The organism is Pseudomonas sp. GW456-L12 (assembly GCF_059424045.1).
Map to the genome: position 1 here is coordinate 338529 of NZ_JBWKZA010000002.1, position 22599 is coordinate 361127.

A 22599-nucleotide genomic window follows, 5' to 3' on the forward strand; every position below is an offset into this window, starting at 1 on the left:
AGGGTTTGCGCTAGCCTTCGCTCTCCCTGCCCCTACATGAAGTGGCGGATTTCCGCCCATCACCCGACGCTCGTCCTACAATTTGGCGGATATCCGCCTTGCCCAGTCGTTGTCGGCTGTTAACATCCGCCACTTAATGGACGGATCAACCTTCATGCGCGAACGCACCATCGCCAGTCATTTCGCCCGCGCCGCCCTGGGCGGGGCCCGCCGGCGGGGCTACGACTATTCGGAGCTGCTGCAGACCCTGGGCATCAGCCTCGAACTGCTCAACGAACCCAAGGCCCGTATCGCCCCCGAGCAGTTCGCCAGCCTGCTGCAACAACTCTGGCAAGTCCTGGACGACGAGTACCTGGGGTTCGGCGACGGCCCGAGCAAGCGCGGCACCTTCGCCATGATGTGCCACGCCCTGATCCACTGCAGCAACCTGGAGAAGGCCCTGCAGCGCGGCCTGCTGTTCTATAGCCTGTTCCCCCAGGCACCGCGCCTGAGCCTGACGCGCGAAGGGGACATGACCCGCCTGAGCCTGGACGACGCCGCGTTGTGGGACCCGGACCACTTCCTCAGCGAGAGCCTGCTGGTGATCTGGCATCGCCTCGGCAGTTGGTTGATCGGCCAGCGCATCCGCCTCGAGCAGGCCTGTTTCAGCTACCCGAAACCCGAGCACGGCAACGAATACGACCTGCTGTTCCCCTGCCCCCTGGTGTTTTCCCGCGACTGCAGCAGCCTGCTATTCCACAGTCGCTACCTGAGCATGCCGCTGCTGCAGGACGAACGAACCCTCAAGCACTTCCTTGAACGTTCCCCCGCCGACCTGCTGGCCCGCCCGGACGACGGCGACAGCCTGAGCAGCCAGCTGCGCCGCCTGCTCAGCCGCGACAGCAACCATTGGCCGGACCTGGAAAGCATCGCCCAGCACCTGCACATCAGCCCGCAGACCCTGCGCCGGCACTTGCGCGAAGAAGGTACGAGTTTTCAGGAATTGAAGGATCAGTTGCGGCGCGATATCGCCATCTACCACTTGCGTCGGGCCGACCTGTCGTTGCAACAGATCGCCGAGCAGACCGGCTTTTCCGAGCCATCGGCCTTTCACCGCGCGTTCAAGAAGTGGACCGGGCTGACCCCGGGCGCCTATCGCGCCCAGGAAACCTGAGCGCGCCGATCAAATCGCCGGGAAGTGAATACGGAACGCCGCCCCGCCCAGGGTGGAATCGCCAAGGGTCAGTTGCGCGCCGTAGCTGTCGATGATGTCCTTGACCACCGCCAGGCCGATCCCCTGCCCCGGATGCTGGCGATCCAGCCGTTCGCCGCGCTGGAGAATCCGCGCCCGCTGGTCCGGCGGCACGCCCGGCCCATCGTCCTCGACACACAACTGCGCGCCGTGGAGGTCTTGGCGGACACTGATGCGCACCTCGCTCAGGCACAGGCGGTAGGCGTTCTCCAGCAGGTTGCCCAGCAATTCGAGCAAGGCTCCATGCTCGATCGGCACATAGCAGCGCTCCGGCAGATCGAACGAGACCCGCACCTGTTTGTCGCGGTAGACCTTGTCCAGGGTGTCGCACAGGCTTTTCAGCACCGGACGCAAACGCACCTGGTGGCGCACCAGGCCGCTCTTGCGCAGGCTGGCGCGCTGCAGCTGGTAGCTGATCTGCTGGCTCATGCGTTCGATCTGGGTCTGCAGCACCCAAGCCTGTTCGCGGTCTTGAGGACGCAGGGCCATGTCCTCGCTGACCCCCTGCAACACCGTCAGCGGGGTCTTCAGGCTGTGGGCCAGGTCATCCAGGGAATCGCGATAACGGCTGCGTTGCTCGCGCTCGCTGTGCAGCAGGCGGTTCAACGAGCCGGTCAGGCGCAACAGTTCGCGTGGATGTTCTTCGCTGAGGCTTTGCCGGGTGCCGCTCTCGATTTCGTCCAGCTCCTGGCTCAGCCGGCGCAATGCCTGCAGGCCCCAGGTCAGGCCGAGCCAGAGCAGCGCCAGGAGCACCAGCAACGCGGCGCCGAACCCGAGGTAGAGGTTTTCCCGCACCCCTTCCAGGGTCAACTGGTACTCACGCACCGGCTGCAAGGCGACGATGCTGAACGCCGCGCTTTTACCGCCCAGCAGCTTGACCTCGACGTCGTAGACGAAAAACTCCTGGCCGTTGACCTCACGGATACGCGCGAACTCGTTGCCGCGCCCGTCATACCGCGGTTTGTAGTTGATGTTCTCTTCCTGGGTCGCCTTGGAGCGCCAGACCAGCCGCCCCTCCCGGTCGTAGATGTAACCCAGGAGACGGCTGTCGGTCAGGTTGAAGCGCTCGTCCGGCAGTTGCGCCGGCATTTGCAGGTGATTGTTCTCGACCCGGGCCGCCGAGATCAGCGTGGTCACGTCGGAGGCCAGGCGCTGCTCGATGGAATCCTGCAGCGCCAGGCTGAACGCGCCTTGCATGGCCGGCAACAACGCCAGCATGAACAGCACCGCCAGCGTCGTGGCCGCCAGCATCAGACGCAGGCGTAACGATCGGATCATCGGCAGCGCTCGTTGAACAGGTAACCCAGGCCACGCACGGTATCGATGGGCTTGAAGCCCGACGGCCCTTCCAGCTTGCGCCGCAGGCGGCCGACCAGCACTTCGATCACGTTCGGATCGCGCTCGTCATCGTCCGGGTACAGCTGCTCCATCAGCCGGTCCTTGGCCACTACCTGCTGATGGTGGCGCATGAGGTACTCGAGAATCCGGTACTCGTAGGCGGTCAACGCCAGCGGCTGTTCGTCGAGCGAGGCCTGCTTGCGATTGAGGTCGAGCAGCAGCGGGCCGGCGATGATGGTCGACTGGGTGAAACCGCTGGAGCGGCGCAGCAGCGCATTCAGGCGTGCGTCCAGTTCCTCGAACTGGAAGGGCTTGACCACATAGTCGTCGGCGCCGGCGGCCAGCCCTTCGACCTTGTCCTGCCAGTTGCCGCGTGCCGTCAGGATCAGGATCGGAAACGCCTTGCCCCGCGAGCGCAGCTGGCGGATCAGGTCCAGCCCGCCCATGCCCGGCAGGCCCAGGTCGATCACCGCCAGATCATGGTTGAACTGCTCGGTCTGATACAGCGCCTCCTCGGCATTGGCCACGGACTCGACCACATGGCCGCTGTCCGTGAGGCGGGTTTGCAAGTGATGGCGCAGCAGCGCCTCATCTTCAACGACGAGCAGTTTCATGCAGCTCTCCCAGGCAAAATTCGACATCTCCAAGGGCGCTCAGGCGCCCTGATCGTATATATGGCAACGCCGGATCTTGCCTTGGCAGATCCGGCGCGGTCAGAACCAAGACAATATTTTAGAAAGCGTAGTTGGCCGACAGGTAGGTCTGGGCACTGCTGGTCAGGCTCAGAGAACCCTGCTTGCTGCCGCTGCGCTCGCTCATCTCGGTGCTGGCATTGCTGCGCAGGTAACGGTAACCCAGTTCGACCGAAGTGTTCTGTGAAACCTGCTGCAGGACACCGGCCTGCACGCCGACGGCATAACCGATGTCGCTGTCGCGGCTGAAACCTGGGGAATCCTGGGTCAGCTTGGTCAGGCCCGCGGTACCGCCGCCGAACAGCTTGGTGCTGCTGGTCACCGGCAGGAACACATCGTAGCTGCCGAGCAGGTTTTCCTGGCGCAGTTTAATGCCATTGTGCGAGCCGGAGACATTGTCGTAGGTGGCGTAGTAGCGGTGCTGGTCATTCTGCTGACCCAGGCGCACGCCCCAGGTGTTGTCCTTGCCGATCACACCGTCGGCGTTCGGGTTGTTCAGGTTGCTGTTGAGCAGGCTGGACTTCTTGACCTTGTCGCTGGTCTGGCCATAGGTAAGGCTGGCGAAGTTGCTGTCGGCGGCCTGGACGACAGCGCTGGCGCCGAGAACAGTGAAGGCCAGGATCATCTTCTTGAAAGTAGTCATGGGTGTTTCCTCATTCGCTATGTGTTTTTGGGTACGGGAGCCAGACTACCGACCCCGCCCTGAACTCCCCCTGAACACACTCTGAACCTCGGCTGAATCAAATCGACTAGGCTGTCTGGCAGTCTTTTAAAAGGAGAACGGACCATGCGCGCGCTTTTCGCTTGCTTGTTGTTGGCTTTCTGCGGCTTGAGCCAGGCAGCCATCAAGACCCAGGAAATCCCCTACCAGAACCCCGACGGTACCCGGCTCATCGGCTACTACGCCTATGACGACAGCTTGCAAGGGCCACGTCCCGGCGTCGTGGTGGTGCATGAATGGTGGGGCCTGAACGACTACGCCAAACGCCGGGCCCGGGATCTCGCGGCCCTGGGTTACAGCGCCCTGGCCATCGATATGTACGGCGACGGCAAGAACACCGAGCACCCGAAAGACGCCATGGCCTTCATGCAGGCCGCCTCGAAAGACAGTGCCGCCGCCAGCGCGCGCTTCAAGGCCGGGCTCGACCTGCTGAAGAAACAACCACAGACCGACCCGGCCAAGCTGGCCGCGATTGGCTACTGCTTCGGCGGCAAGGTGGTGCTGGACGCAGCACGCCAGGGCCTGCCCCTGCTCGGCGTGGTGAGTTTCCATGGCGCCCTGGTCACCAGCACCCCGGCCACTCCCGGCAGCGTCAAGGCGAAAATCCTGGTGGAGCACGGCGCCCTCGACAGCATGGTCACCGCCGATAACGTCAGCGCCTTCAAGGCAGAAATGGACAAGGCCGGCGCCGACTACCGGTTCGTCAACCTCGAGGGCGCCAAGCACAGCTTCAGCAATCCGGATGCCGACCGCATGAGCCACGGCGAACATGGCGGGCTGGACATCGGCTACAGCAAGGCCGCCGATGAACGCTCATGGGCGGATATGCAGGCGTTCTTCAAGAAGCTGTTCGGCTGACCCCGCGTCGACCGCCCCGAGTCCTCAATTCCCGGGGCGGCGGCATCGAGGCCGGTGCTTGCCAGGCTACCCTCCAGCCTTACAACCCGGCAAAATGCCTGGCATGAATCGCATCCCCACCCTCCCCGCCTGCTGCACCCCACTCGACGACCAGTGGCCGCTGCCCGACGCCCTGCCGGACACCGTCCTGCTCGGCACCCATTTCGATGCCTCGCGCCTGGCCAGCAACGACTTCCAGCTCAGCGCCATCGAGCCGCCCGCGAGCATTCAACGTTCGGTGGCGAAACGGCAGGCCGAGTTTCTCGCCGGGCGTTTCTGCGCCCGCGCCGCCCTGCAACGCCTGGACGGCCTGGACTGCATTCCGCCGATCGGCGAGGACCGGGCGCCGGTCTGGCCGACGCACATCAGCGGCTCGATTACCCACAGCACCGGGCGTGCCGCGGCAATTGTCGCGCGCAAGGAGCATTGGCGCGGGCTGGGCATGGACCTGGAGAACCTGCTCAACAGCGAACGGGCGGAACGCCTGGCGGGGGAAATCCTCATCCCGGCCGAAATGCAGCGCATGGCCGCCGCCCCGCGGGAACAACTGGCGCTCTGGGTCACCCTGACCTTTTCGGTGAAGGAAAGCCTGTTCAAGGCGCTGTACCCGATCGTCCGGCAACGCTTCTATTTCGAACACGCCGAAGTGCTGGAGTGGACGGCCAGCGGCCAGGTCCGCCTGCGCCTGCTGACGGACCTGTCCAGCGAATGGCGCAATGGCAGTGAACTGGATGCGCAATTCGCCCTGCAGGACGGGCAACTGCTGAGCCTGGTCAGCATCCGGGCTTGATGCCCGGACGAACCTGAGCGCAAGCCCTCAACCTTTATCCTGATGCCGTGGCCAGCTCAGGCTGAAGCAGGCGCCGCCGAGGGTCTTGCTCCTGCTGATCAACGCCCGGCCGTCGTGCCAGTGAATGATCCGCCGCACGATCGACAACCCCAGGCCGTGCCCACCCGAAGCGCGGGTACGGCTGTCATCCAGACGCAGGAACGGGGTGAAGATCCGCTCCCAGGCGCTTTCCGGAACCCCCGGACCATCGTCCTCGACATCGACCCGGCAACGCATCTGCCCCACCTGGTAACTGACCAGCACCTGCGACTCGGCGTGGCGCATGGCGTTGCTCACCAGGTTCTGCAACGCCCGATGCAGGTAGCGCGGCTCAGCCTCGACCCAGGCGCCATCGCAATCCGCCGCGGACAGGCACGAACCACGCTGTACCTTGACCTGCGCGCGCAACGGCGCCAGCTCGCTGATCACCTGGTTGATCAGTGCGTCCAGGTCGATGCGCTGGAAGTTCAGCGCCGGCGAACCCTGTTCCAGCCGCGCATAGGTGAGCATTTCGTCCACCAGCCGGTCGAGGTCCTGGATATCGCTGTCCATGCCCTCCATGTATTTGTCCCGGGCCTGCGGAGTGGTCGCCGAGCCGATCATCTCCAGGCCAAAGCGCAGGCGCGCCACCGGCGTGCGCAACTCATGGGACACCGCGCGCACCAGCTCGCGCTGGATCGCCAGCAAGCGCTGCAAATGCTCGGCCATGCCATTGAAGGCCGCCGCCAACCGGCCCACGGAATCGGCGCCACCGGCCGGCACCCGGGCTTCCAGGCTGCCCTTGGCAATGCGCGTGGCCGCCGATTCCAGGCCACGCAAGCGCCGCTCCAGCTGGCGTACCAATAAATAGACGATCAGGCCGATCAGGCTCAGGCCCAGCACCGCGATCAACACCAGCCATTGCGGCGGGTAGGGATTCATCTGGTACAGCGGGCCGATTTCCAGCACCCAGGGCGTGCCCACCATCCCTGCGAACACGCGGATCGAATCGCCGCCCTTGCCCAGCGCCATCACCGTATCGCCCTCGGCAACCCGACGACGCTGGTCCTCGTCCATGTCCGCGTCGTCCTGGGTGACCAGGTGCATGTCGAAGCCAAAGCCTTTGTTCTTTTTCAGTGCCGCCAGGCGTTCCGGCTGCTCGGCCACCGGAAAGCGCACCAGCTCGTCGGCCAGCAGATAGATAGTCGCCCGCGCCAGTTGTTCGCTGATCTGCTGCACTTCACCGGTCAGCAACAATTGCTCAGGTTCGCTGACCAGACGGTAGACCCGTGCCGCGTAAGGCCCGGTCTGCTCCACCAGGGCCTGGCCGCGCAAAACGCGGTTGCGCTGCCCGAGGTCGAGGCCGGTCTGGGTGAAGGTCTGCAGGGTCAGCGGGATGCCCAACAGGCGCTCCCACACCGCCAGGGCGCGCCGGCGCTCGATCTCGCTCATGGGTTGCAGGTTGTCGGCCATCAGCGAGAACGTGCCGTGGGCCAGGCGCTCGCGGTATTGCTCGCTGCGCACCTGGTTGAGCAGGTGCAGCGCCAGTACGCCCAACAGCGCCACCAGAATCAGGGCGGCGCACATGCCGCCGTAGATGCGCAGGAATATGGAGTTCACGGCGACAGGTCGGCAGCGGCTTCGGGGACGAACAGATAACCCTTGCTGCGGATGGTCTTGATCAGCCGCGGGTGCTCCGGATCGTCGCCAATTTTCGGACGGATCCGCGAAATGCGCACATCGATGGAGCGGTCCTGGCCGTCATAGCCGATGCCGCGCAGGGCGGTGAAGATTTCCTCGCGGGACAGAATGCGCCCGGCGTTGGCCACCAGCAGCCAGAGCAGGTCGAACTCGGCGCTGGTCAACTCGATCCCGGCGTCGTGCAGCCAGGCCTCGCGCAAGGCGCTGTCCACCACCAGCGGGCCGAATTGCAGGCGCCGGGATTTCTCCGGCGCGCTGCTTTCCACAGGTTCGCTGCGCCGCAGCAGGGCCTGGATCCTGGCCAGCAACAGGCGCGGACGGACCGGCTTGCACACGTAATCGTCGGCACCGGTGTCCAGCCCCAGTATCTGGTCCATGTCGTCGGTGCGCGCGGTCAGCATCAGGATCGGCCCGTCGTAGCGATCGCGGACCTTGCGGCAAATGCTCAGGCCATCCTCGCCGGGCAGCATCAGGTCGAGGATCACCAGATCGGGTTGTTCGGCAATGATCCGCGCCGCGGCCAGGGCGCCATTGCCTTCGATGGCGACACGCAATCCATTGCTCTGCAGATATTCACAGGTCAACTCGGCCAGTCGCTGATCGTCCTCGACGATCAATATCTGCCACGCTTCTTGCTCCACGGTGACCTCTGCTTGCCAGATACGGGCTCAGGAAGAATCCGCCCGTCTTTTTGTAATGTGAGATGGATAAAACAATGTCTGGAAGGCCCGATTGTAGCAACGGCAAAGGCCGTGAACACAAGGCGCTGAATGCGCTCGGTAAAGGCGTTTTTTTGTGATAGGGTTCGCGCCCGCAAAAATCCGCCCCGGGCAGTTTTGCAGGGCAAAAAACAGTGACAAACGGTAGGATCCAGCCCTGCTGCGGCCTGCGTGAGGTTTACCTGCTTCATACACAATTTACGCACAACCTTATCCACAGGCTGTACGTTGCAATCACCCCCAAAAACGCATTATCTTGTAGCTCGGCCGCAAAAAAACCCTACATCTAGGGTTTCAGGCCAAAAACCAAACACAAATCAGACAAGAAACTCAAGCGCTTTTCTTGCACTCGTTTGGTGGAACCAATCGGATTTTCAGAAGCCAAACCGCGCGTGCGGATGGCTGCGGTTTTCCAGCCCACGGCGAGGAAAACGGTACGGGTGTTGCAGTACATGACTGTCACCCACCAGGAATACGGTCACGAGCCACTGGCTCGCGACCTATGACTTCGGCATGGAAGCGGCGCCAACAGCCCCCCTTCCTGAACTGTCCCGAAGTCGTTATGCCCGGCGTGCGCCGGTTGTAGTGCTTCAGGACGGAACGGTGGGCACCCAAAGGGTGCCCAAACAAACATAGAGAACGTGGAGACACCCATGCAAACCGACACAACTCGCGAGAACCCGCAGGCCAAAGCGCCGCAGGCTGCCGATTCCAACCTGGATCTGTCTGCCACCGCGCCTGGCCAACTGCGAGTGATCAAGCGTAACGGCACTGTCGTTCCTTACACCGATGACAAAATCACCGTCGCCATCACCAAAGCGTTTCTCGCAGTTGAAGGCGGCACCGCTGCCGCTTCGTCGCGAATCCACGACACCGTCGCTCGCCTGACCGAGCAGGTCACCGCCACCTTCAAGCGTCGCATGCCTTCGGGCGGCACCATCCATATCGAAGAGATCCAGGACCAGGTCGAACTAGCCCTGATGCGCGCCGGCGAGCAGAAAGTTGCCCGCGACTACGTGATCTACCGTGACTCGCGCGCCAAGGAACGCGCCACCCGCACCCCAGGCGAAGAGCCGGTGCAGGCTCACCCGTCGATCCGCATCACTCGCGCCGACGGCAGCTTCGCGCCTCTGGACATGGGCCGCCTGAACACCATCGTCACCGAAGCCTGCGAAGGCCTGGAAGAAGTCGACGGCGACCTGATCCAACGCGAAACCCTGAAGAACCTCTACGACGGCGTAGCGCTCAAGGACGTCAACACCGCCCTGGTGATGACCGCGCGCACCCTGGTTGAGCGCGAGCCGAACTACTCGTTCGTGACCGCCCGCCTGCTGATGGACACCCTGCGCGCCGAAGGCCTGAGCTTCCTGGAAGTGGCCGAGAGCGCCACTCACCACGAGATGGCCGACCTGTACGCCAAGGCACTGCCGGCCTATGTCGCCAAAGGTATCGAGTTCGAACTGCTGAACCCTGTGCTGGCCGAATTCGACCTGGAGAAACTCGGCAAGGCGATCAACCACGAGCGCGACCAGCAGTTCACCTACTTGGGCCTGCAGACCCTGTACGACCGTTACTTTATCCACAAGGATGGCGTGCGCTTCGAACTGCCACAGGTCTTCTTCATGCGCGTGGCCATGGGCCTGGCGATCGAAGAAAAACAACGCGAAGACCGTGCCATAGAGTTCTACAACCTGTTGTCGTCCTTCGACTACATGGCTTCGACTCCGACCCTGTTCAACGCCGGCACCCTGCGTCCACAGCTGTCGAGCTGCTACCTGACCACCGTGCCGGACGACCTGTCGGGCATCTACGGCGCCATCCACGACAACGCCATGCTGTCGAAATTCGCCGGTGGCCTGGGCAACGACTGGACTCCGGTGCGCGCGCTGGGCTCGTACATCAAGGGCACCAACGGCAAGTCCCAGGGCGTCGTGCCGTTCCTGAAAGTGGTGAACGACACCGCGGTAGCCGTGAACCAGGGTGGCAAGCGCAAAGGCGCTGTGTGTGCCTACCTGGAAACCTGGCACATGGACATCGAAGAGTTCATCGAGCTGCGCAAGAACACCGGTGACGATCGTCGTCGTACCCACGACATGAACACCGCCAACTGGATCCCCGACCTGTTCATGAAGCGCGTCTTCGACGACGGCAAGTGGACCCTGTTCTCGCCATCGGAAGTGCCGGACCTGCACGACCTGACCGGCAAGGCCTTCGAAGAGCGCTACGAGTACTACGAAGCCCTGTGCGAATACGGCAAGATCAAGCTGTTCAAGACCATCCAGGCCAAAGACCTGTGGCGCAAGATGCTGTCCATGCTGTTCGAAACCGGCCACCCTTGGCTGACCTTCAAGGACCCGTGCAACCTGCGCAGCCCGCAGCAGCACGTGGGCGTGGTCCACAGTTCGAACCTGTGCACCGAGATCACCTTGAACACCAACAAGGACGAGATCGCCGTTTGCAACCTCGGCTCGATCAACCTGCCGAACCACATCGTCGACGGCAAGCTGGACACCGCCAAGCTGCAACGCACTGTGAACACCGCGGTACGCATGCTCGATAACGTGATCGACATCAACTACTACTCGGTACCGCAGGCGAAGAACTCCAACTTCAAGCACCGTCCGGTCGGCCTGGGGATCATGGGCTTCCAGGACGCGCTGTACCTGCAGCACATCCCTTACGGTTCCGATGCCGCTGTCGACTTCGCCGACAAGTCCATGGAAGCGGTGAGCTTCTACGCGATCCAGGCTTCCTGCGACCTGGCAGACGAGCGTGGCGCCTACGAGACGTTCCAGGGTTCGCTGTGGTCCAAAGGCATCCTGCCGCTGGATTCGCAACAGATCCTGATCGAATCCCGTGGCCAGAAGTACATCGATGTCGACCTGAACGAAACCCTGGACTGGGCACCGGTGCGCGCCCGCGTACAGAAAGGTATTCGTAACTCCAACATCATGGCCATCGCGCCGACCGCAACCATCGCCAACATCACCGGCGTGTCGCAGTCGATCGAACCGACCTACCAGAACCTGTATGTGAAATCGAACCTGTCGGGCGAATTCACCGTGATCAACCCATACCTGGTTCGCGACCTCAAGGCTCGCGGTCTGTGGGACTCGGTCATGATCAACGACCTGAAGTACTACGACGGTTCCGTGCAGCAGATCGAGCGTATCCCGCAAGAACTCAAGGAGCTCTACGCGACGGCCTTCGAAGTGGAAACCAAGTGGATCGTCGACGCCGCCAGCCGTCGCCAGAAGTGGATCGACCAGGCTCAGTCGCTGAACCTCTACATCGCCGGCGCTTCGGGCAAGAAGCTCGACGTGACCTACCGCATGGCTTGGTACCGTGGTCTGAAAACCACTTACTACCTCCGTGCCCTGGCCGCGACCAGCACCGAGAAGTCGACCATCAACACCGGCAAGCTGAACGCTGTTTCCAGCGGCGGCAACCACGGTGACGACTCGGTCCTGGCGGCTCCAGCCGGTCCTGCTCCAGTGCCGAAGGCTTGCGCCATCGACGAGCCGGATTGCGAAGCTTGCCAATAAGCTGAGCCGACAGGCGCCTTCCGGCGCTTATCCGAACCCCCGACAGGCCCTGCCTGCCGGGGGTTTTCTTTGGCCTGGGGAAAAGCCGCCCTATCCGTCCTCCGCAGCCGCTACCGGCTGCCCCCACCCGAGCGTCATGACTCATCGCGAGCAAGCTTCGCTCCTACAGAAGCAGATTGCGGTGAATGAATCTTGCGGGCACAAAAAAGCCCCTGCAGTGAGGGGCTTTTTTCGAGCGCTGTCAGCCAGCCATTATCAGGTCATCTGAATAATGGTCTGCATGATGGTGCTCTGGGTGGAGATGGTCTTGGCGTTCGCCTGGTAGTTGCTCTGGGCCTTGATCAGGTCCACCAGCTCGTTGGTCAGGTTGACGTTCGACTCTTCCAGGGAGTTGGACACGATCGAACCCAGGGTGCCGGTTTCAGGAGCATCGTAACCCGGTACGCCCGAGGCGTAGGTTTCTCTCCAGCTGGTGCCGCCTACCGGCTGCAAACCTTGTTCGTTGGTGAAGCTGGCCAGGGAGATCTGGCCGATGGCCTTGTTCTGGCTGTTGCTGAAGTTGGCGAACAGGGTACCGGTGCCGTCGATGGTCAGGTTGGTGATCTGGCCAGTGGCGTAGCCGTCCTGCACCGGCAGCGAACGCGCGGTATCGGCGTTGAACTGCGTGGTGCTGGTCATAGAGATGGTTACGCCGCCGGGATTGGCGCTGGAACCGTTGGCCTTCCACGTACCGTTGGTCACAGTGCCAGGCACCCAACCCGCCAGGGTCAGGTTGTTGCCCGGATTAGGTGTAGTGGCAGGCGGAGTGATGACCGAAACCAGTTTGCCGGCGGAGTCGAAATTCATGGTCGATGCAACTGGAGCCGTAGCGCCGGTGGTGGTCGGAGCGGAACCATCGAGGTTACGACCATCGACCAGGGTGTAGGTCTTCCAGGTGTTGGCACCGGTTTTCACCATGTACTGGTCCAGCTTGTGCTCGTTGCCCTGGCTGTCATAGATCGGTGTGCTGAACTGCTTGGTGTAGGTTTCCACCTTGGTCGGATCGAAGGCAAAACCTGTCACGCTCTGGTCGATGACCGGCGCGGTGGAGTTCAGGTTGATGGTCGAGGACACCGAGCTGGTGGCCTTCGGCGACAGGTTCGAGGTGTCGATACGCAAGTCGGTCAGCACGCCGTTGACGATCTTGCCATTGGCATCGACCGCATAGCCTTGCAGGCGGGCAGTGCCATCGGTGTTGGTGATGTAGCCGTCCTTGTCAGTCTTGAAGGTACCGGCGCGGGTGTAGGTCAGCGAGCCGTTGTCGCTCAGCACGAAGAAACCTGAACCCTGGATACCCATGTCCAGTACGTTGCCGGTGTTGTTCACGTCGCCCTGGCCGAACTGCTGGGAAACGTTGGCCAGGCGCACGCCATTACCTATGGTCTTGCTACCGGTGCCCAATTTGGTGGCCGAGTAGACGTCGGCGAACTCGGCACGGGACGATTTGAAGCCGGTGGTTGCCACGTTGGCGATGTTGTTGCCGGTCACGTCCAGTTGCTTGTTGGCAGCATAGAGACCGCTAAGGCCGATATTAAAAGACATATTCCACTCCTTGTGCCGCGTTAGTCGGCTCTAGATACCAATGGTTTGAACTTTGGAGAGCGCCACGGGGCTGCTCAGTCCCGCGAGGTTCAACATCAGCTCACCGCCGGTCTGGCTGATGGTGACGCTGTTGACCGTCGCCGGCAGGTAGGTGACCAGGTCGGTCGCCTTGCCATCGATCTTTGTGCTGGCCTTGAAGGTGTAATTGCCCGGATCGGCCTTGGTGCCGTCGGTATTGGTGCCGTCCCAGACAAAGCTGGTACTGCCGGCCTTCTGGCTTCCCAGGTCGAGGGTCTTGACCGTTTTGCCATCCTTGTCGGTGATGGTCACGGTGACGCCGCTGACGCCGGTAGGCACTGTCACCGAACCGGTCATGCTCTTGGTGGTGTCGACCTGGGTGGTACCGGTCTGGACGATCACCGAACGCCCCACCAGGGACGAAGCCTGCAGGGCCTGGGACGACTTGTAGTTGCCAGTAATGGAGTTCACCGAGGTATTGAGGGTGGTGATCCCTTCCAGGGTGGAGAACTGCGCCAACTGAGCAACGAACGCGCTGTTGTCCTGAGGGTCCAGCGGGTTCTGGTTTTTCAGCTGGGTCACCAGCAACTTCAGGAACGCGTCCTTGCCCAGCTCATTTTTGCCCTTGACGCTATTGGTGGCCGCGGCCAAGCCGTCATTGCTGGTGGTCGGGGTTTTCTTCGAGGAGTTCGCAAGGATCTCCTTGAGCGTCAGGCTACTGGTGGTATCGGTAACACTCATCTGAGTCGCCCCTTATCACTGACCGAGGGTCAGGACCTTCTGCATCATGGTTTTGGCGGTGTTCATCATTTCCGCGTTGGTCTGGAACGAGCGGCTGGCGGAAATCATGTCGGCCATTTCTTCCACCACGTTGACGTTGGGGTAGTAGACATACCCCTTGGCGTCGGCGGCCGGATGGTTAGGCTCGTAACGCGCCTCGAGGCTGCTCTGGTCCTCGACCACACCCAGCACCTGAACGCCCTGACCGGCCGCGTCCTGATTCTGGAACAGCGACTCGCTGCCGCCGCTTTGCGCGCCCTGGAACATGGTGGCGAACACCGGGTGGCGCGCACGGTAGGTCTGGTCGATGCTCGAGGAGACTGTCTCGGCGTTGGCGATGTTACTGGCGACGGTGTTCAAGCGAGTGGTCTGAGCACTCATGCCACTACCGGCAATATTGAAAACACTGGCGAGGGACATGGATTACTCTCCGCGCAGGGCTGACACCAGCCCTTTGAATTTGCTGTTGAGCAGCGTGAAGCTGGCCTGGAAGTTCACCGAGTTCTCGGCGTAGTTCGACTGTTCCAGTTGGGCATCCACGGTGTTCTGGTCGATCGACGGCTGCATCGGTGTGCGGTACAGCAGCGATTCGTCGCCGCTGCCCAGGCCTTCGGCTTCGATGTGCCGGCTGTTGGTCATGTTCAGGGCAAAGGTGCCGTTCTTGGTTTTCTCGTTCTGCTCGGCGAGCACGGCAGAGAAGTCCAGATCCCGAGCCTTGTAGTTCGGGGTGTCGGCGTTGGCGATGTTGTTGGCCAGCACCTCGGCACGCTTGGCGCGAAAGCCAAGAGCCTGCTCATGAATGCCGAGCGCTTTATCGAAGCTGATGCTCATGTCGGGAAACCTTCGACCAGATTTTTCGTAAACGGGATATAGCAAGCTACGTGCCAAGTGCTCAAAGCCCGTAAATCAAGGCTTTGCCGGCAGCGGCAAAGCGGCAATGCCAGAAAAGCGGCAAGGCATTTCCGCGAAACGTCAGCAAAGCGGCAATGCAGCGGTTGCCGCCTCTCCTGCGCTGGCAAAATCGCAGGCACCAAAAAAGAGGCCCGAAGGCCTCTCTTTTCAACAACGACAATCTTACTTCGCCTGGTAGATGATCCCAGGGCTGCACTGGACCATCTGGTAATGGTCGGGCAATCCATTGAGCGCCTCGGAAGCCCCGAGAAACAGGTAACCACCCGGCTTCAGGGTGCTGTGAATGCGCATCAGGATGTCCTTCTTCACCTCGGCGGAGAAGTAGATCAGCACATTGCGGCAGAACACGACGTCGAATTTGCCCAGGCTGGCATAGCTGTCCAGCAGGTTGAACGAGCGGAACTCGACCCGGCTCTTGATCGGCGCCTTGACCACCCAGCGCCCCGGCCCCTTGGGGTCGAAATAGCGCTGCAGGCGGTCGGCCGACAAACCGCGACCGATCGCCAGGCTGTCGTACTCGCCGGTCTTGCAGTTGTTCAGCATGGTCCCGGACAGGTCGGTGGCAACGATCTGCACCCCCATCTTCAGTTGCCCGATGTTGGTCTTCTCGAACTCGTCGATCGACATGGACAACGAATAGGGTTCCTGCCCCGAGGAACAGGCCGCCGACCAGATGCGCAAGCGCTGGTTGGGGCTGGCCTTGATCGCCTCCGGCAAGACCTTGTTCTTCAACACCTCGAATGGATAGGTATCGCGAAACCACAGGGTTTCGTTGGTGGTCATGGCGTCGACCACCATCTCTCGCAAACCGCTGCGCGGCTGGGACTGAATGCGCTGAACCAGCTCCCCGAGGGACTTGATGCCTTGCTGTTCCATCAGTTTGTTGAGACGGCTCGACACCAGATATTGCTTGTTCTCACCCAGCAAGATCCCACAGGCTTTTTCCAGGAACACCCGGAACTGTTCGAAATCCAAATTACCCGTAGACAATGATGCCGCCTCTTAAATCGTGTGACCGCCAGGGATGGATATCCCTAGCTGTTATCTGCTGCTTTGATCCGGTCGACAACCCGGGATGCCAGGTCATCAGGACGAAACTTGGCAAGGAAGTCATCGGCACCGACCTTCTTCACCATCGCCTGATTGAATACACCTGACAACGAAGTATGCAGGATGATGTGCAGCTTTTGCATGCGTGGATCGTTGCGTATTTCGGCCGTGAGGGTGTAGCCGTCCATCTCCGGCATCTCGATGTCGGAGATCATCATCAGAAACTCTTCTTCAGGTTTCTTGCCCTCGTCGACCAGCTTGCGCAGGTAATCCAGCGCCTGTCGACCGTCGTTCAAGGCCACCACCTCGACCCCCACGGTCTGCAGGCAACGCGTGACCTGCTTGCGCGCCACCGACGAGTCATCGACTGTCAGCACCCGCAGTGAAACAGCCTTGTGCTGAGTCTCGACATCCACCACGCCTACCGAAATGGTCTCGGGCGTCGGCGCGACCTCGGCCAGCACCTTCTCGACGTCGATGATTTCCACCAACTGATTGTCCACCCGCGTCACCGCCGTCAGGTAGTGATCGCGCCCCGTCCCCTTGGGTGGCGGATGGATCTCCTCCCAGTTCATGTTGACGATGCGCTCGACCGACCGCACCAGAAACCCCTGGGTCTTGGTGTTGTACTCAGTGATGATGACAAAGGGGTTGCTCAGATCCTGCAACCCGCCTGAACCGGTGGCCATCGCCAGGTCCAGGATCGGAATGGTCGCCCCTCGAATATTCGCGACACCGCACACCACAGGACTGGATTTGGGCATCAACGTCAGTTTGGGGCATTGCAGCACCTCCCGAACCTTGAATACGTTGATCCCGTAGAGCTGCTGCCCGTCGAGACGGAACAACAACAGCTCAAGGCGATTCTGCCCTACCAGTTGCGTGCGCTGGTTCACCGAATCCATTACACCAGCCATGCCCAGACTCCCCAAAGCTTAAGATCCGACGCGCTCATCGCTAAACGGCACGGCGCTTGCTTTTTAACTGTTATGAACGCCAAAACGACATTTTCCCGACGCCTGACATCAAACTACCGCAGATTGCTGTACGGGCTGTCGGCTTTGTTTTTTTTAAACCCTGGCCATCCTGCCGTTGCTGACTCGGTAACCCTGCCTGATCTACTTATCGGCGTCACTCAGGGGTTTCTTGAATTCACCGTAGAAGACTATCTGGAAACCAGTCAAACGCCTGGGCGCTACGAGATCCAGGTCAATCAGCTCGACCCGCGGCTGCGCATGCCGCATTGCGACAAGGAATTGACAGCGACCCTGGAAAGCCCGGCACAGCCGCTGGGACGCGTGACCGTTCGCGTCCGTTGCGACGGCGCCTCGCCCTGGACCGTATTCGTGCCCGCCCAGGTCAAGCTGTTCCGCGAGGTGGTGACCACCACCCGGCCACTCAAGCGCACCGGCATCATCAGCCCCGAAGACGTGATGCTGCGCGAGCGCGATATCGGCCAGATCAACCAGGGCTATCTGACTTCAGTGGACCAGGCCATTGGGCAGAAGCTTGTCCGACCAATGGTCGCCGACCAACTCGTCACCCTGGTTCACCTGGAACAGGCGGAAGTGGTACGCAAGGGCGATCAGGTGGTGATCTCTGCCCGTAGCGGCACGCTGAACGTGAAAATGCCCGGTGAAGCCTTGTCCAATGGCGGTATGAGCGAGCAGATCCGGGTCAAGAACCTCAATTCACAACGGGTCATCAAAGCGCGGATCACCGCGCCGGGACAGGTGGAAGTCGCCATGTAGACGACTGGCGCTGTGCACTGTTGCCCCCTAAACTGTGGCCCATGCAGGGCAACAGCGGCGCGTGCGGGCTTATCGATATTTGAGCCTAAAGTTTTCCGGCGTATTGCCGAAAACAAGTCAAGCGTCCAAATACCCAGAGGTTTTTTTACCATGGTCATCGATTTCAGCCGTTTAAACAGCTCTCCCTCACTCACCGGCAGCACGCGCACCAGCGCCAGCAAGGAAACCGGCGACGCCGACAAATCCGCGCCGCTGAACGCTCCGGCCGAACAGGCCAGCACCAGCGGGGAGTCGGTACACCTCAGTAATGAGGCTCAACAGTTGCAGAAGATCACTGACAAGCTGCGCGACCAGCCTGCCGTCGACAACGCCCGCGTGGCCGAGTTGAAGCAAGCGATTGCCGATGGCAGCTATAAAGTCGACAGCAACCGTGTAGCCAGCAAACTGCTTAATTTCGAAGCCCAGCGCTAGCCAATAAGGCCTGCGCCAGTTTTTTGGACGCTTAAAACCCAAGGCCATACATGCACGACACTAATTTGCTGCAACTGATCACCGACGACTTTGCTCCAGCTCAACAATTGCTGGAATTGCTGCGCACCGAATCCCTAGCCCTGCACGGTCGCGACATGCCGCTGCTGGAAGAGATTCTCGCGCAGAAGCAAGCCCTGATCATTTTGCTCGAGCAGCATGGCCGCAAACGCAGCGAACTCCTCGCCAGCCTGAACCTTCCTGCCAGCCGCGCCGGCCTGGAACAGTTGGCCAGTCACTCCTCGATTGGTGACCAGTTACTGGCCCAGAGTGACGTGCTGACCCAAATGCTTGCCGATTGCCAGGCGGCGAACGAACTCAACGGTCGCTCGATCCAGGTTCAGCAGGCCACCACCGCCAATCAGTTGAAAATCCTCACCGGTGGCGAGCCTCCAGCCCTCTATGATGCCCGCGGCTCAACCGCCAAGCTGGCCAAGCCTCGCCCGCTTAGCCAGGCTTGACCCCAGAGATGAGCGCGCCCTATCAAGTCGCGGAACATGCTGGCAAAATGCCAGCTATTGCGTGTAGTCGTATTTTGTCTGGAGATTGATGAACCGTGTTCAATGCCGTAAACGCAGAAGATGCGCCACAGCCACCCAAGGTGCTGACCACCCCCTTGGAAATCAACTCCACGCTGCGCTTGCTGCAAGACAGCCATGACCCGCTGATCATCACTTTCCACGAACGCAGCCAGCGCTTTCAAAGCTATCTGGTCGAGATCGATCGTGACAGCAACATGATTGCCCTGGACGAAATGATCCCCCGCGATGGCGAACGCTTCATGCTCGCCGGCGAACCGTTTCGCGTCGAAGGCTTTCACGAAGGCGTGCGCATCGCCTGGGAAAGCAATGGCATCCCGACTATCGACGAATCCAATGGTGGGCGATGCTACCGCGGCACCCTGCCAGACGAAGTGGTCTATCACCAGCGCCGCAATGCCTTTCGCGCAGCCCTGAAGCTGGCCCAACTGGTCAACATCGAACTGGGCGGCGAAAAACTCAAGGCGCCGATCGCCGGCAAGCTGCTGGATATCTCCGCCACCGGCTGCAAGCTGCGCTTCGAGGGCGACATCTCCGGCCGCCTGCAACTGGGCCAGGTCTACGAGCGTTTTATCGCCGCCCTGCCCTTCGGCAGCATGACTGCACCAGTGGAACTGCGTTACCTGCACCACGAAGAGAAGATCGACACGACTTTCGCCGGTGTGCGCTTTCACAACATGAGCGGCCTGGTTCAACGCCAGGTCGAGCGCTTCGTCTATCAGCTGCAACGCGAAGCCCGGCGCTTCGACAAAGACGACCTCTGAGATTCGAGCGTCGATAAAAAACGGGCAGTCCCTTGCGGGGCTGCCCGTTTTGCGTTTCTAGGGCCTGGCCCCACTGAACTGGTCCGGCCCTGGTTCATCCGGCTTCACTACCGGCTCCTCAGCCTCCACCTCATCCGTGGCCGGCGTCTCGACCGGAGGCTCGGCTTCCGGTGCGCTGGTCTGTTGCATCTGATCCTGCACCACTTGCTCATCGACCCGCGGATCGAGCGCGGCCACCAATGGCGAACTGGACATGCTGTCCGGCATCGCCACGTGATGCAGCGGCGCATCATCGACCTGATGCAGGTTGGTCACGGCTTTCGGCCGGATGCGCCAGACCAGTACCAGGGCAAAGAAACTGAAGAATGCATAGAGCATCTGGCTGCCGAACAACTTCATCAGCACCCCCGCCACCAAAGGCCCGACACTGGCCCCGACGCCATAGGTCACCAGCAGCATCGCCGTCAGCGAGACCCGCCGATCGCCTTCGACATGGTCGTTGGAGAACGCCACCGCCAGCGGGTACAGACAGAACTGCACCAGCGAACAGAGGAACCCCAGGGCGAACAGCACCTCCAGTGGCACCTGGGGCAGAATCGCCAACGGCAAGGCCACGACCGCCAGGAAGCAGGCAAAGCAGCGAATCAGCAGGGCCCGGTCATAACGGTCGGACAGCCATCCCAATGGCCACTGCACCACCAGCCCGGCAAAAATGCAGCTCCCCATGAACAGGCCGACCTGCTCGGTACTCAAGCCCTGCTGGGAGGCATACAGCGGTGCCAGACCATAGAACGAACCGACAATCAGCCCCGACCCGAGCACCGTACTCAGCGACTGCGGAACGCGCTTGATAAAGAAGCGTGGTTCCATGGGCGCCGGATGCAAAGGCGCAGGGTGAATACGCCGGGTCATGGCCACCGGCACCAGGCACAGGGCAAAACACAGGGCCACCAGCATCAGCAACTCAAGCCCGAGGGCCGGGTGCATGACCAGAATCAACTGCCCCAGGACCAGCCCCAGATACGAGGCGATCATATAGCCGCTGAACACCAGCCCGCGCTGCTTGGCATCGGCCTGCTCGTTGAGCCAGCTTTCGATGACCATGTACTGGCACATCATGCCCAGGCCGACGATCATCCGCAGCACCAGCCAGGCCGGCAACCAGTCCACCAGGCCATGCCCCAGCACCGCCGCGCCGACGATCCCGGCACAGGTGGCGTAGGCACGGATATGGCCGACCCGGGCAATCAGGCGGTGGCCGATTTTCCCGCCCAGCACCAGGCCGAAATAGTTGGCCGCCATCAAGGCCCCCACCCATAACCCGTCGACATGATCGGCGGCCAGGCGCAACGCCAGGTAGGTACTGAGTAAGCCCGAGCCGATCAACATCATCAGCGAGGCGAAATAAAGCGCTCGAAAGGATTTCCAGATTTGGCGCATCGGCGTTCCGAGCGGCTCCTTGAATTGAGTGTCGGGCCATCTGGACGATAGCCCGACTGCGACGGTTCGGTTAAGCCTGGGCCGCTAAGACGCGCCGCTCCCAGGGAGTTATTTCATCAAAGAAACTGGTCAACTCCATGGTCTTCGAAGCGACGTAACCTTCGACGAACTCATTGCCGAACAATTCCTTGGCCAACTGGCTACGTTTCAGACGCTCAAGAGCGGCATGCAAGGTACAAGGCAGAGATAAACTGTCCGGCACGGCAAACTCACCCTGAATCGCCGGCGTCGGTTCCAGCTCGTTTTCGATACCGTGCAAACCTGCCGCCAGGCTCGCGGCGATCGCCAGATACGGGTTGGCATCGGCGCCCGGCAAGCGGTTCTCGACCCGCCGCGCCACCGGCGAACTGGCCGGAATGCGCAGGCCTGCCGCCCGATTGTCATGGGACCAGCAGGCATTGTTCGGCGAAGCGTAAGGATGGCACAGGCGCTGGTAGGAATTGACGTTCGGTGCGAACAGCGCAGTGAAATCCGCCATCCCCGCCTGCAGCCCGCCAATGAAGTGGCGGAACATCGCGGTCGGCTCTCCGGCCTCATCACTGAACACGTTACGCCCGCTGGCCGAGTCCACCAAGCTCTGGTGAATATGCATCGAACTGCCCGGCGTGTGCGCCAGCGGCTTGGCCATGCACACCACGGTCAGGCCATGCTTGAGCGCCACTTCCTTGAGCAGGTGCTTGAACAGGAATGTCTGGTCGGCCAGCAACAGCGGATCACCGTGCAGCAGATTGATCTCGAACTGACTGACGCCCATTTCATGCATGAAGGTATCGCGCGGCAAGCCCAATGCCGCCATGCAGGCATAGACCTCACTGAAGAACGGCCGCAAACCGTTGTTGGAACTGACGCTGAACGCCGAATGCCCATCCTCGCGACGACCGTCCAGGCCAAGGGGCGGCTGGAAGGGTTGGGTCGGATCGGTATTGGGAGCAAACACGAAAAATTCCAGCTCGGTCGCCACCACCGGCGCCAGGCCGCGAGCGGCGTACCGCGCGATGACCTCTTTGAGCTGGCCCCGGGTGGAAAGACGCGAGCTTTCACCGCTCAACTCATCCGCATCGCAAATCGCCAGTGCACGCGGCTGCGAACTCCAGGGCAGGCGATGAATCTGTTGCGGGTCGGCAGTGAGCGCCAGGTCGCCGTCGTCACTGCCGTAAAAACGCGCGGGCGGATACCCCCCCATGATGCATTGCAACAGCACCCCACGGGCCATCTGCAGACGCCGCCCTTCGAGGAAACCCTCGGCGGTCATCACCTTGCCCCGTGGCACGCCGTTCAGATCCGGAGTGACACATTCAATCTCGTCAATGCCCGTCAATCGCTGAGCGAGTGAACTGCGGCCATCGGTTGTCATGACTCAATCCTTGTTGTTGTACGAGCCGAGAACGGCGACCCGTACAAAATAGGCTCCGGCTGTTCGGAATATCAAGCAGGGACACTCGAAATACCCGGATAAACAACCATCATCCGGCATGCCTTCGCAAGGAGCGCTCTCAAGGAACTTGTCACAAAACACAAGCCAGC

At 61.3% G+C, this 22599-nt stretch carries 22 protein-coding genes; 8 read left to right on the forward strand and 14 right to left on the reverse strand.

The annotated features are described in order from the left end of the window. Nucleotides 1-154 precede the first annotated feature (154 nt). Nucleotides 155-1153 carry an AraC family transcriptional regulator gene (locus tag AC07Y9_RS04040; protein ID WP_053262272.1) on the forward strand — a complete coding sequence of 333 codons (999 nt, stop codon included), beginning with the start codon at nucleotides 155-157 and terminating at the stop codon, nucleotides 1151-1153. 9 nt (nucleotides 1154-1162) lie between these two features. On the opposite strand, the gene AC07Y9_RS04045 is transcribed toward AC07Y9_RS04040, so the two are convergent. The 3 genes from AC07Y9_RS04045 to AC07Y9_RS04055 form a co-directional block, all read right to left on the reverse strand. After that, the gene (locus tag AC07Y9_RS04045; protein WP_007931779.1) at nucleotides 1163-2509 is read right to left on the reverse strand and encodes an ATP-binding protein; all 1347 of its coding nucleotides are present in this window, start codon (nucleotides 2507-2509) and stop codon (nucleotides 1163-1165) included. Then, on the reverse strand, nucleotides 2506-3183 hold the full coding sequence (locus AC07Y9_RS04050; RefSeq protein WP_007931776.1) for a response regulator: 678 nt from the start codon (nucleotides 3181-3183) through the stop codon (nucleotides 2506-2508). Before AC07Y9_RS04050 ends, AC07Y9_RS04045 begins: the two co-directional genes overlap by 4 nt. A 118-nt stretch (nucleotides 3184-3301) precedes the next feature. Beyond that, entirely contained in the window at nucleotides 3302-3904 is a 603-nt protein-coding gene (locus tag AC07Y9_RS04055) for a hypothetical protein (protein WP_007931772.1), read from the reverse strand. A gap of 144 nt (nucleotides 3905-4048) precedes the next feature. On the opposite strand from AC07Y9_RS04055, the gene AC07Y9_RS04060 reads away from it, so the two are divergent. Both AC07Y9_RS04060 and AC07Y9_RS04065 read left to right on the forward strand, forming a co-directional pair. Next, the gene (locus AC07Y9_RS04060; protein WP_102679039.1) at nucleotides 4049-4840 is read left to right on the forward strand and encodes a dienelactone hydrolase family protein; all 792 of its coding nucleotides are present in this window, start codon (nucleotides 4049-4051) and stop codon (nucleotides 4838-4840) included. Between the two features lie 103 nt (nucleotides 4841-4943). Beyond that, complete coding sequence (locus AC07Y9_RS04065; RefSeq protein ID WP_102690448.1) at nucleotides 4944-5669, forward strand: 4'-phosphopantetheinyl transferase family protein; 726 nt, start codon at nucleotides 4944-4946, stop codon at nucleotides 5667-5669. Nucleotides 5670-5696: 27 nt separating this feature from the next. Here the strand turns inward: AC07Y9_RS04065 and AC07Y9_RS04070 are convergent, their stop codons facing one another. From AC07Y9_RS04070 to AC07Y9_RS04080, 3 genes are all read right to left on the reverse strand, one after another. Next, nucleotides 5697-7307: an ATP-binding protein gene (locus AC07Y9_RS04070; RefSeq protein WP_102680573.1), complete on the reverse strand. Its 1611-nt coding sequence runs from the start codon at nucleotides 7305-7307 to the stop codon at nucleotides 5697-5699. Further along, complete coding sequence (locus tag AC07Y9_RS04075) at nucleotides 7304-8029, reverse strand: winged helix-turn-helix domain-containing protein (protein WP_062824964.1); 726 nt, start codon at nucleotides 8027-8029, stop codon at nucleotides 7304-7306. Before AC07Y9_RS04075 ends, AC07Y9_RS04070 begins: the two co-directional genes overlap by 4 nt. 364 nt (nucleotides 8030-8393) lie before the next feature. Continuing rightward, on the reverse strand, nucleotides 8394-8561 hold the full coding sequence (locus AC07Y9_RS04080) for a hypothetical protein (protein ID WP_155274260.1): 168 nt from the start codon (nucleotides 8559-8561) through the stop codon (nucleotides 8394-8396). 199 nt (nucleotides 8562-8760) lie between these two features. Between AC07Y9_RS04080 and AC07Y9_RS04085 the strand changes: the two genes are divergently transcribed. Further along, on the forward strand, nucleotides 8761-11652 hold the full coding sequence (locus tag AC07Y9_RS04085) for a ribonucleoside-diphosphate reductase subunit alpha (RefSeq protein WP_102680572.1): 2892 nt from the start codon (nucleotides 8761-8763) through the stop codon (nucleotides 11650-11652). Between the two features lie 255 nt (nucleotides 11653-11907). On the opposite strand, the gene flgE is transcribed toward AC07Y9_RS04085, so the two are convergent. The 6 genes from flgE to AC07Y9_RS04115 all read right to left on the reverse strand — a co-directional run bounded on the left by flgE (nucleotide 11908) and on the right by AC07Y9_RS04115 (nucleotide 16910). Then, a complete protein-coding gene (gene flgE, locus AC07Y9_RS04090; protein ID WP_102680571.1) occupies nucleotides 11908-13233 on the reverse strand; it encodes a flagellar hook protein FlgE in 1326 nt (441 codons plus the stop codon). A 30-nt stretch (nucleotides 13234-13263) separates the two neighbouring features. Then, on the reverse strand, nucleotides 13264-13992 hold the full coding sequence (flgD, locus tag AC07Y9_RS04095) for a flagellar hook assembly protein FlgD (protein WP_102680570.1): 729 nt from the start codon (nucleotides 13990-13992) through the stop codon (nucleotides 13264-13266). A 15-nt stretch (nucleotides 13993-14007) separates the two neighbouring features. After that, nucleotides 14008-14451 (reverse strand): flagellar basal body rod protein FlgC, encoded by a 444-nt coding sequence (gene flgC / locus AC07Y9_RS04100; protein WP_102680569.1) that lies wholly within the window; start codon nucleotides 14449-14451, stop codon nucleotides 14008-14010. A 3-nt stretch (nucleotides 14452-14454) separates the two neighbouring features. Further along, nucleotides 14455-14862 carry a flagellar basal body rod protein FlgB gene (gene flgB, locus AC07Y9_RS04105; protein ID WP_102680568.1) on the reverse strand — a complete coding sequence of 136 codons (408 nt, stop codon included), beginning with the start codon at nucleotides 14860-14862 and terminating at the stop codon, nucleotides 14455-14457. Between the two features lie 243 nt (nucleotides 14863-15105). Next, complete coding sequence (gene cheR, locus AC07Y9_RS04110) at nucleotides 15106-15933, reverse strand: protein-glutamate O-methyltransferase CheR (RefSeq protein WP_044464498.1); 828 nt, start codon at nucleotides 15931-15933, stop codon at nucleotides 15106-15108. A 44-nt stretch (nucleotides 15934-15977) separates the two neighbouring features. Beyond that, nucleotides 15978-16910: a chemotaxis protein CheV gene (locus AC07Y9_RS04115; protein WP_007921626.1), complete on the reverse strand. Its 933-nt coding sequence runs from the start codon at nucleotides 16908-16910 to the stop codon at nucleotides 15978-15980. Nucleotides 16911-16982: 72 nt separating this feature from the next. Here AC07Y9_RS04115 and flgA point away from each other — a divergent pair, with 72 nt between their 5' ends. From flgA to AC07Y9_RS04135, 4 genes are all read left to right on the forward strand, one after another. Then, complete coding sequence (flgA, locus tag AC07Y9_RS04120; RefSeq protein WP_102680567.1) at nucleotides 16983-17744, forward strand: flagellar basal body P-ring formation chaperone FlgA; 762 nt, start codon at nucleotides 16983-16985, stop codon at nucleotides 17742-17744. Between the two features lie 150 nt (nucleotides 17745-17894). Next, complete coding sequence (gene flgM, locus AC07Y9_RS04125; RefSeq protein WP_009045139.1) at nucleotides 17895-18215, forward strand: flagellar biosynthesis anti-sigma factor FlgM; 321 nt, start codon at nucleotides 17895-17897, stop codon at nucleotides 18213-18215. A gap of 50 nt (nucleotides 18216-18265) precedes the next feature. Then, nucleotides 18266-18733: a flagella synthesis protein FlgN gene (locus AC07Y9_RS04130; protein ID WP_007921623.1), complete on the forward strand. Its 468-nt coding sequence runs from the start codon at nucleotides 18266-18268 to the stop codon at nucleotides 18731-18733. Between the two features lie 95 nt (nucleotides 18734-18828). After that, nucleotides 18829-19575, forward strand: coding sequence for a flagellar brake protein (locus AC07Y9_RS04135; RefSeq protein ID WP_009045140.1), 747 nt, complete (start codon nucleotides 18829-18831; stop codon nucleotides 19573-19575). A 57-nt stretch (nucleotides 19576-19632) separates the two neighbouring features. Here AC07Y9_RS04135 and AC07Y9_RS04140 read toward each other — a convergent pair whose 3' ends face one another. Both AC07Y9_RS04140 and AC07Y9_RS04145 read right to left on the reverse strand, forming a co-directional pair. After that, nucleotides 19633-21015: an MFS transporter gene (locus AC07Y9_RS04140; RefSeq protein ID WP_007921621.1), complete on the reverse strand. Its 1383-nt coding sequence runs from the start codon at nucleotides 21013-21015 to the stop codon at nucleotides 19633-19635. A 70-nt stretch (nucleotides 21016-21085) separates the two neighbouring features. Beyond that, nucleotides 21086-22327: a glutamine synthetase family protein gene (locus AC07Y9_RS04145; RefSeq protein WP_173679803.1), complete on the reverse strand. Its 1242-nt coding sequence runs from the start codon at nucleotides 22325-22327 to the stop codon at nucleotides 21086-21088. Nucleotides 22328-22599 lie beyond the last annotated feature (272 nt).

Bases quoted from the DNA above. Each gene is read 5' to 3' on its own strand.
- AC07Y9_RS04040 (WP_053262272.1), top strand. From the start codon at position 155: ATGCGCGAACGCACCATCGCCAGTCATTTCGCCCGCGCCGCCCTGGGC.
- AC07Y9_RS04045 (WP_007931779.1), bottom strand. From the start codon at position 2,509: ATGATCCGATCGTTACGCCTGCGTCTGATGCTGGCGGCCACGACGCTG.
- AC07Y9_RS04050 (WP_007931776.1), bottom strand. From the start codon at position 3,183: ATGAAACTGCTCGTCGTTGAAGATGAGGCGCTGCTGCGCCATCACTTG.
- AC07Y9_RS04055 (WP_007931772.1), bottom strand. From the start codon at position 3,904: ATGACTACTTTCAAGAAGATGATCCTGGCCTTCACTGTTCTCGGCGCC.
- AC07Y9_RS04060 (WP_102679039.1), top strand. From the start codon at position 4,049: ATGCGCGCGCTTTTCGCTTGCTTGTTGTTGGCTTTCTGCGGCTTGAGC.
- AC07Y9_RS04065 (WP_102690448.1), top strand. From the start codon at position 4,944: ATGAATCGCATCCCCACCCTCCCCGCCTGCTGCACCCCACTCGACGAC.
- AC07Y9_RS04080 (WP_155274260.1), bottom strand. From the start codon at position 8,561: ATGTACTGCAACACCCGTACCGTTTTCCTCGCCGTGGGCTGGAAAACC.
- AC07Y9_RS04085 (WP_102680572.1), top strand. From the start codon at position 8,761: ATGCAAACCGACACAACTCGCGAGAACCCGCAGGCCAAAGCGCCGCAG.
- flgE (WP_102680571.1), bottom strand. From the start codon at position 13,233: ATGTCTTTTAATATCGGCCTTAGCGGTCTCTATGCTGCCAACAAGCAA.
- flgD (WP_102680570.1), bottom strand. From the start codon at position 13,992: ATGAGTGTTACCGATACCACCAGTAGCCTGACGCTCAAGGAGATCCTT.
- flgC (WP_102680569.1), bottom strand. From the start codon at position 14,451: ATGTCCCTCGCCAGTGTTTTCAATATTGCCGGTAGTGGCATGAGTGCT.
- flgB (WP_102680568.1), bottom strand. From the start codon at position 14,862: ATGAGCATCAGCTTCGATAAAGCGCTCGGCATTCATGAGCAGGCTCTT.
- AC07Y9_RS04115 (WP_007921626.1), bottom strand. From the start codon at position 16,910: ATGGCTGGTGTAATGGATTCGGTGAACCAGCGCACGCAACTGGTAGGG.
- flgA (WP_102680567.1), top strand. From the start codon at position 16,983: ATGAACGCCAAAACGACATTTTCCCGACGCCTGACATCAAACTACCGC.
- flgM (WP_009045139.1), top strand. From the start codon at position 17,895: ATGGTCATCGATTTCAGCCGTTTAAACAGCTCTCCCTCACTCACCGGC.
- AC07Y9_RS04130 (WP_007921623.1), top strand. From the start codon at position 18,266: ATGCACGACACTAATTTGCTGCAACTGATCACCGACGACTTTGCTCCA.
- AC07Y9_RS04140 (WP_007921621.1), bottom strand. From the start codon at position 21,015: ATGCGCCAAATCTGGAAATCCTTTCGAGCGCTTTATTTCGCCTCGCTG.
- AC07Y9_RS04145 (WP_173679803.1), bottom strand. From the start codon at position 22,327: ATGACCGCCGAGGGTTTCCTCGAAGGGCGGCGTCTGCAGATGGCCCGT.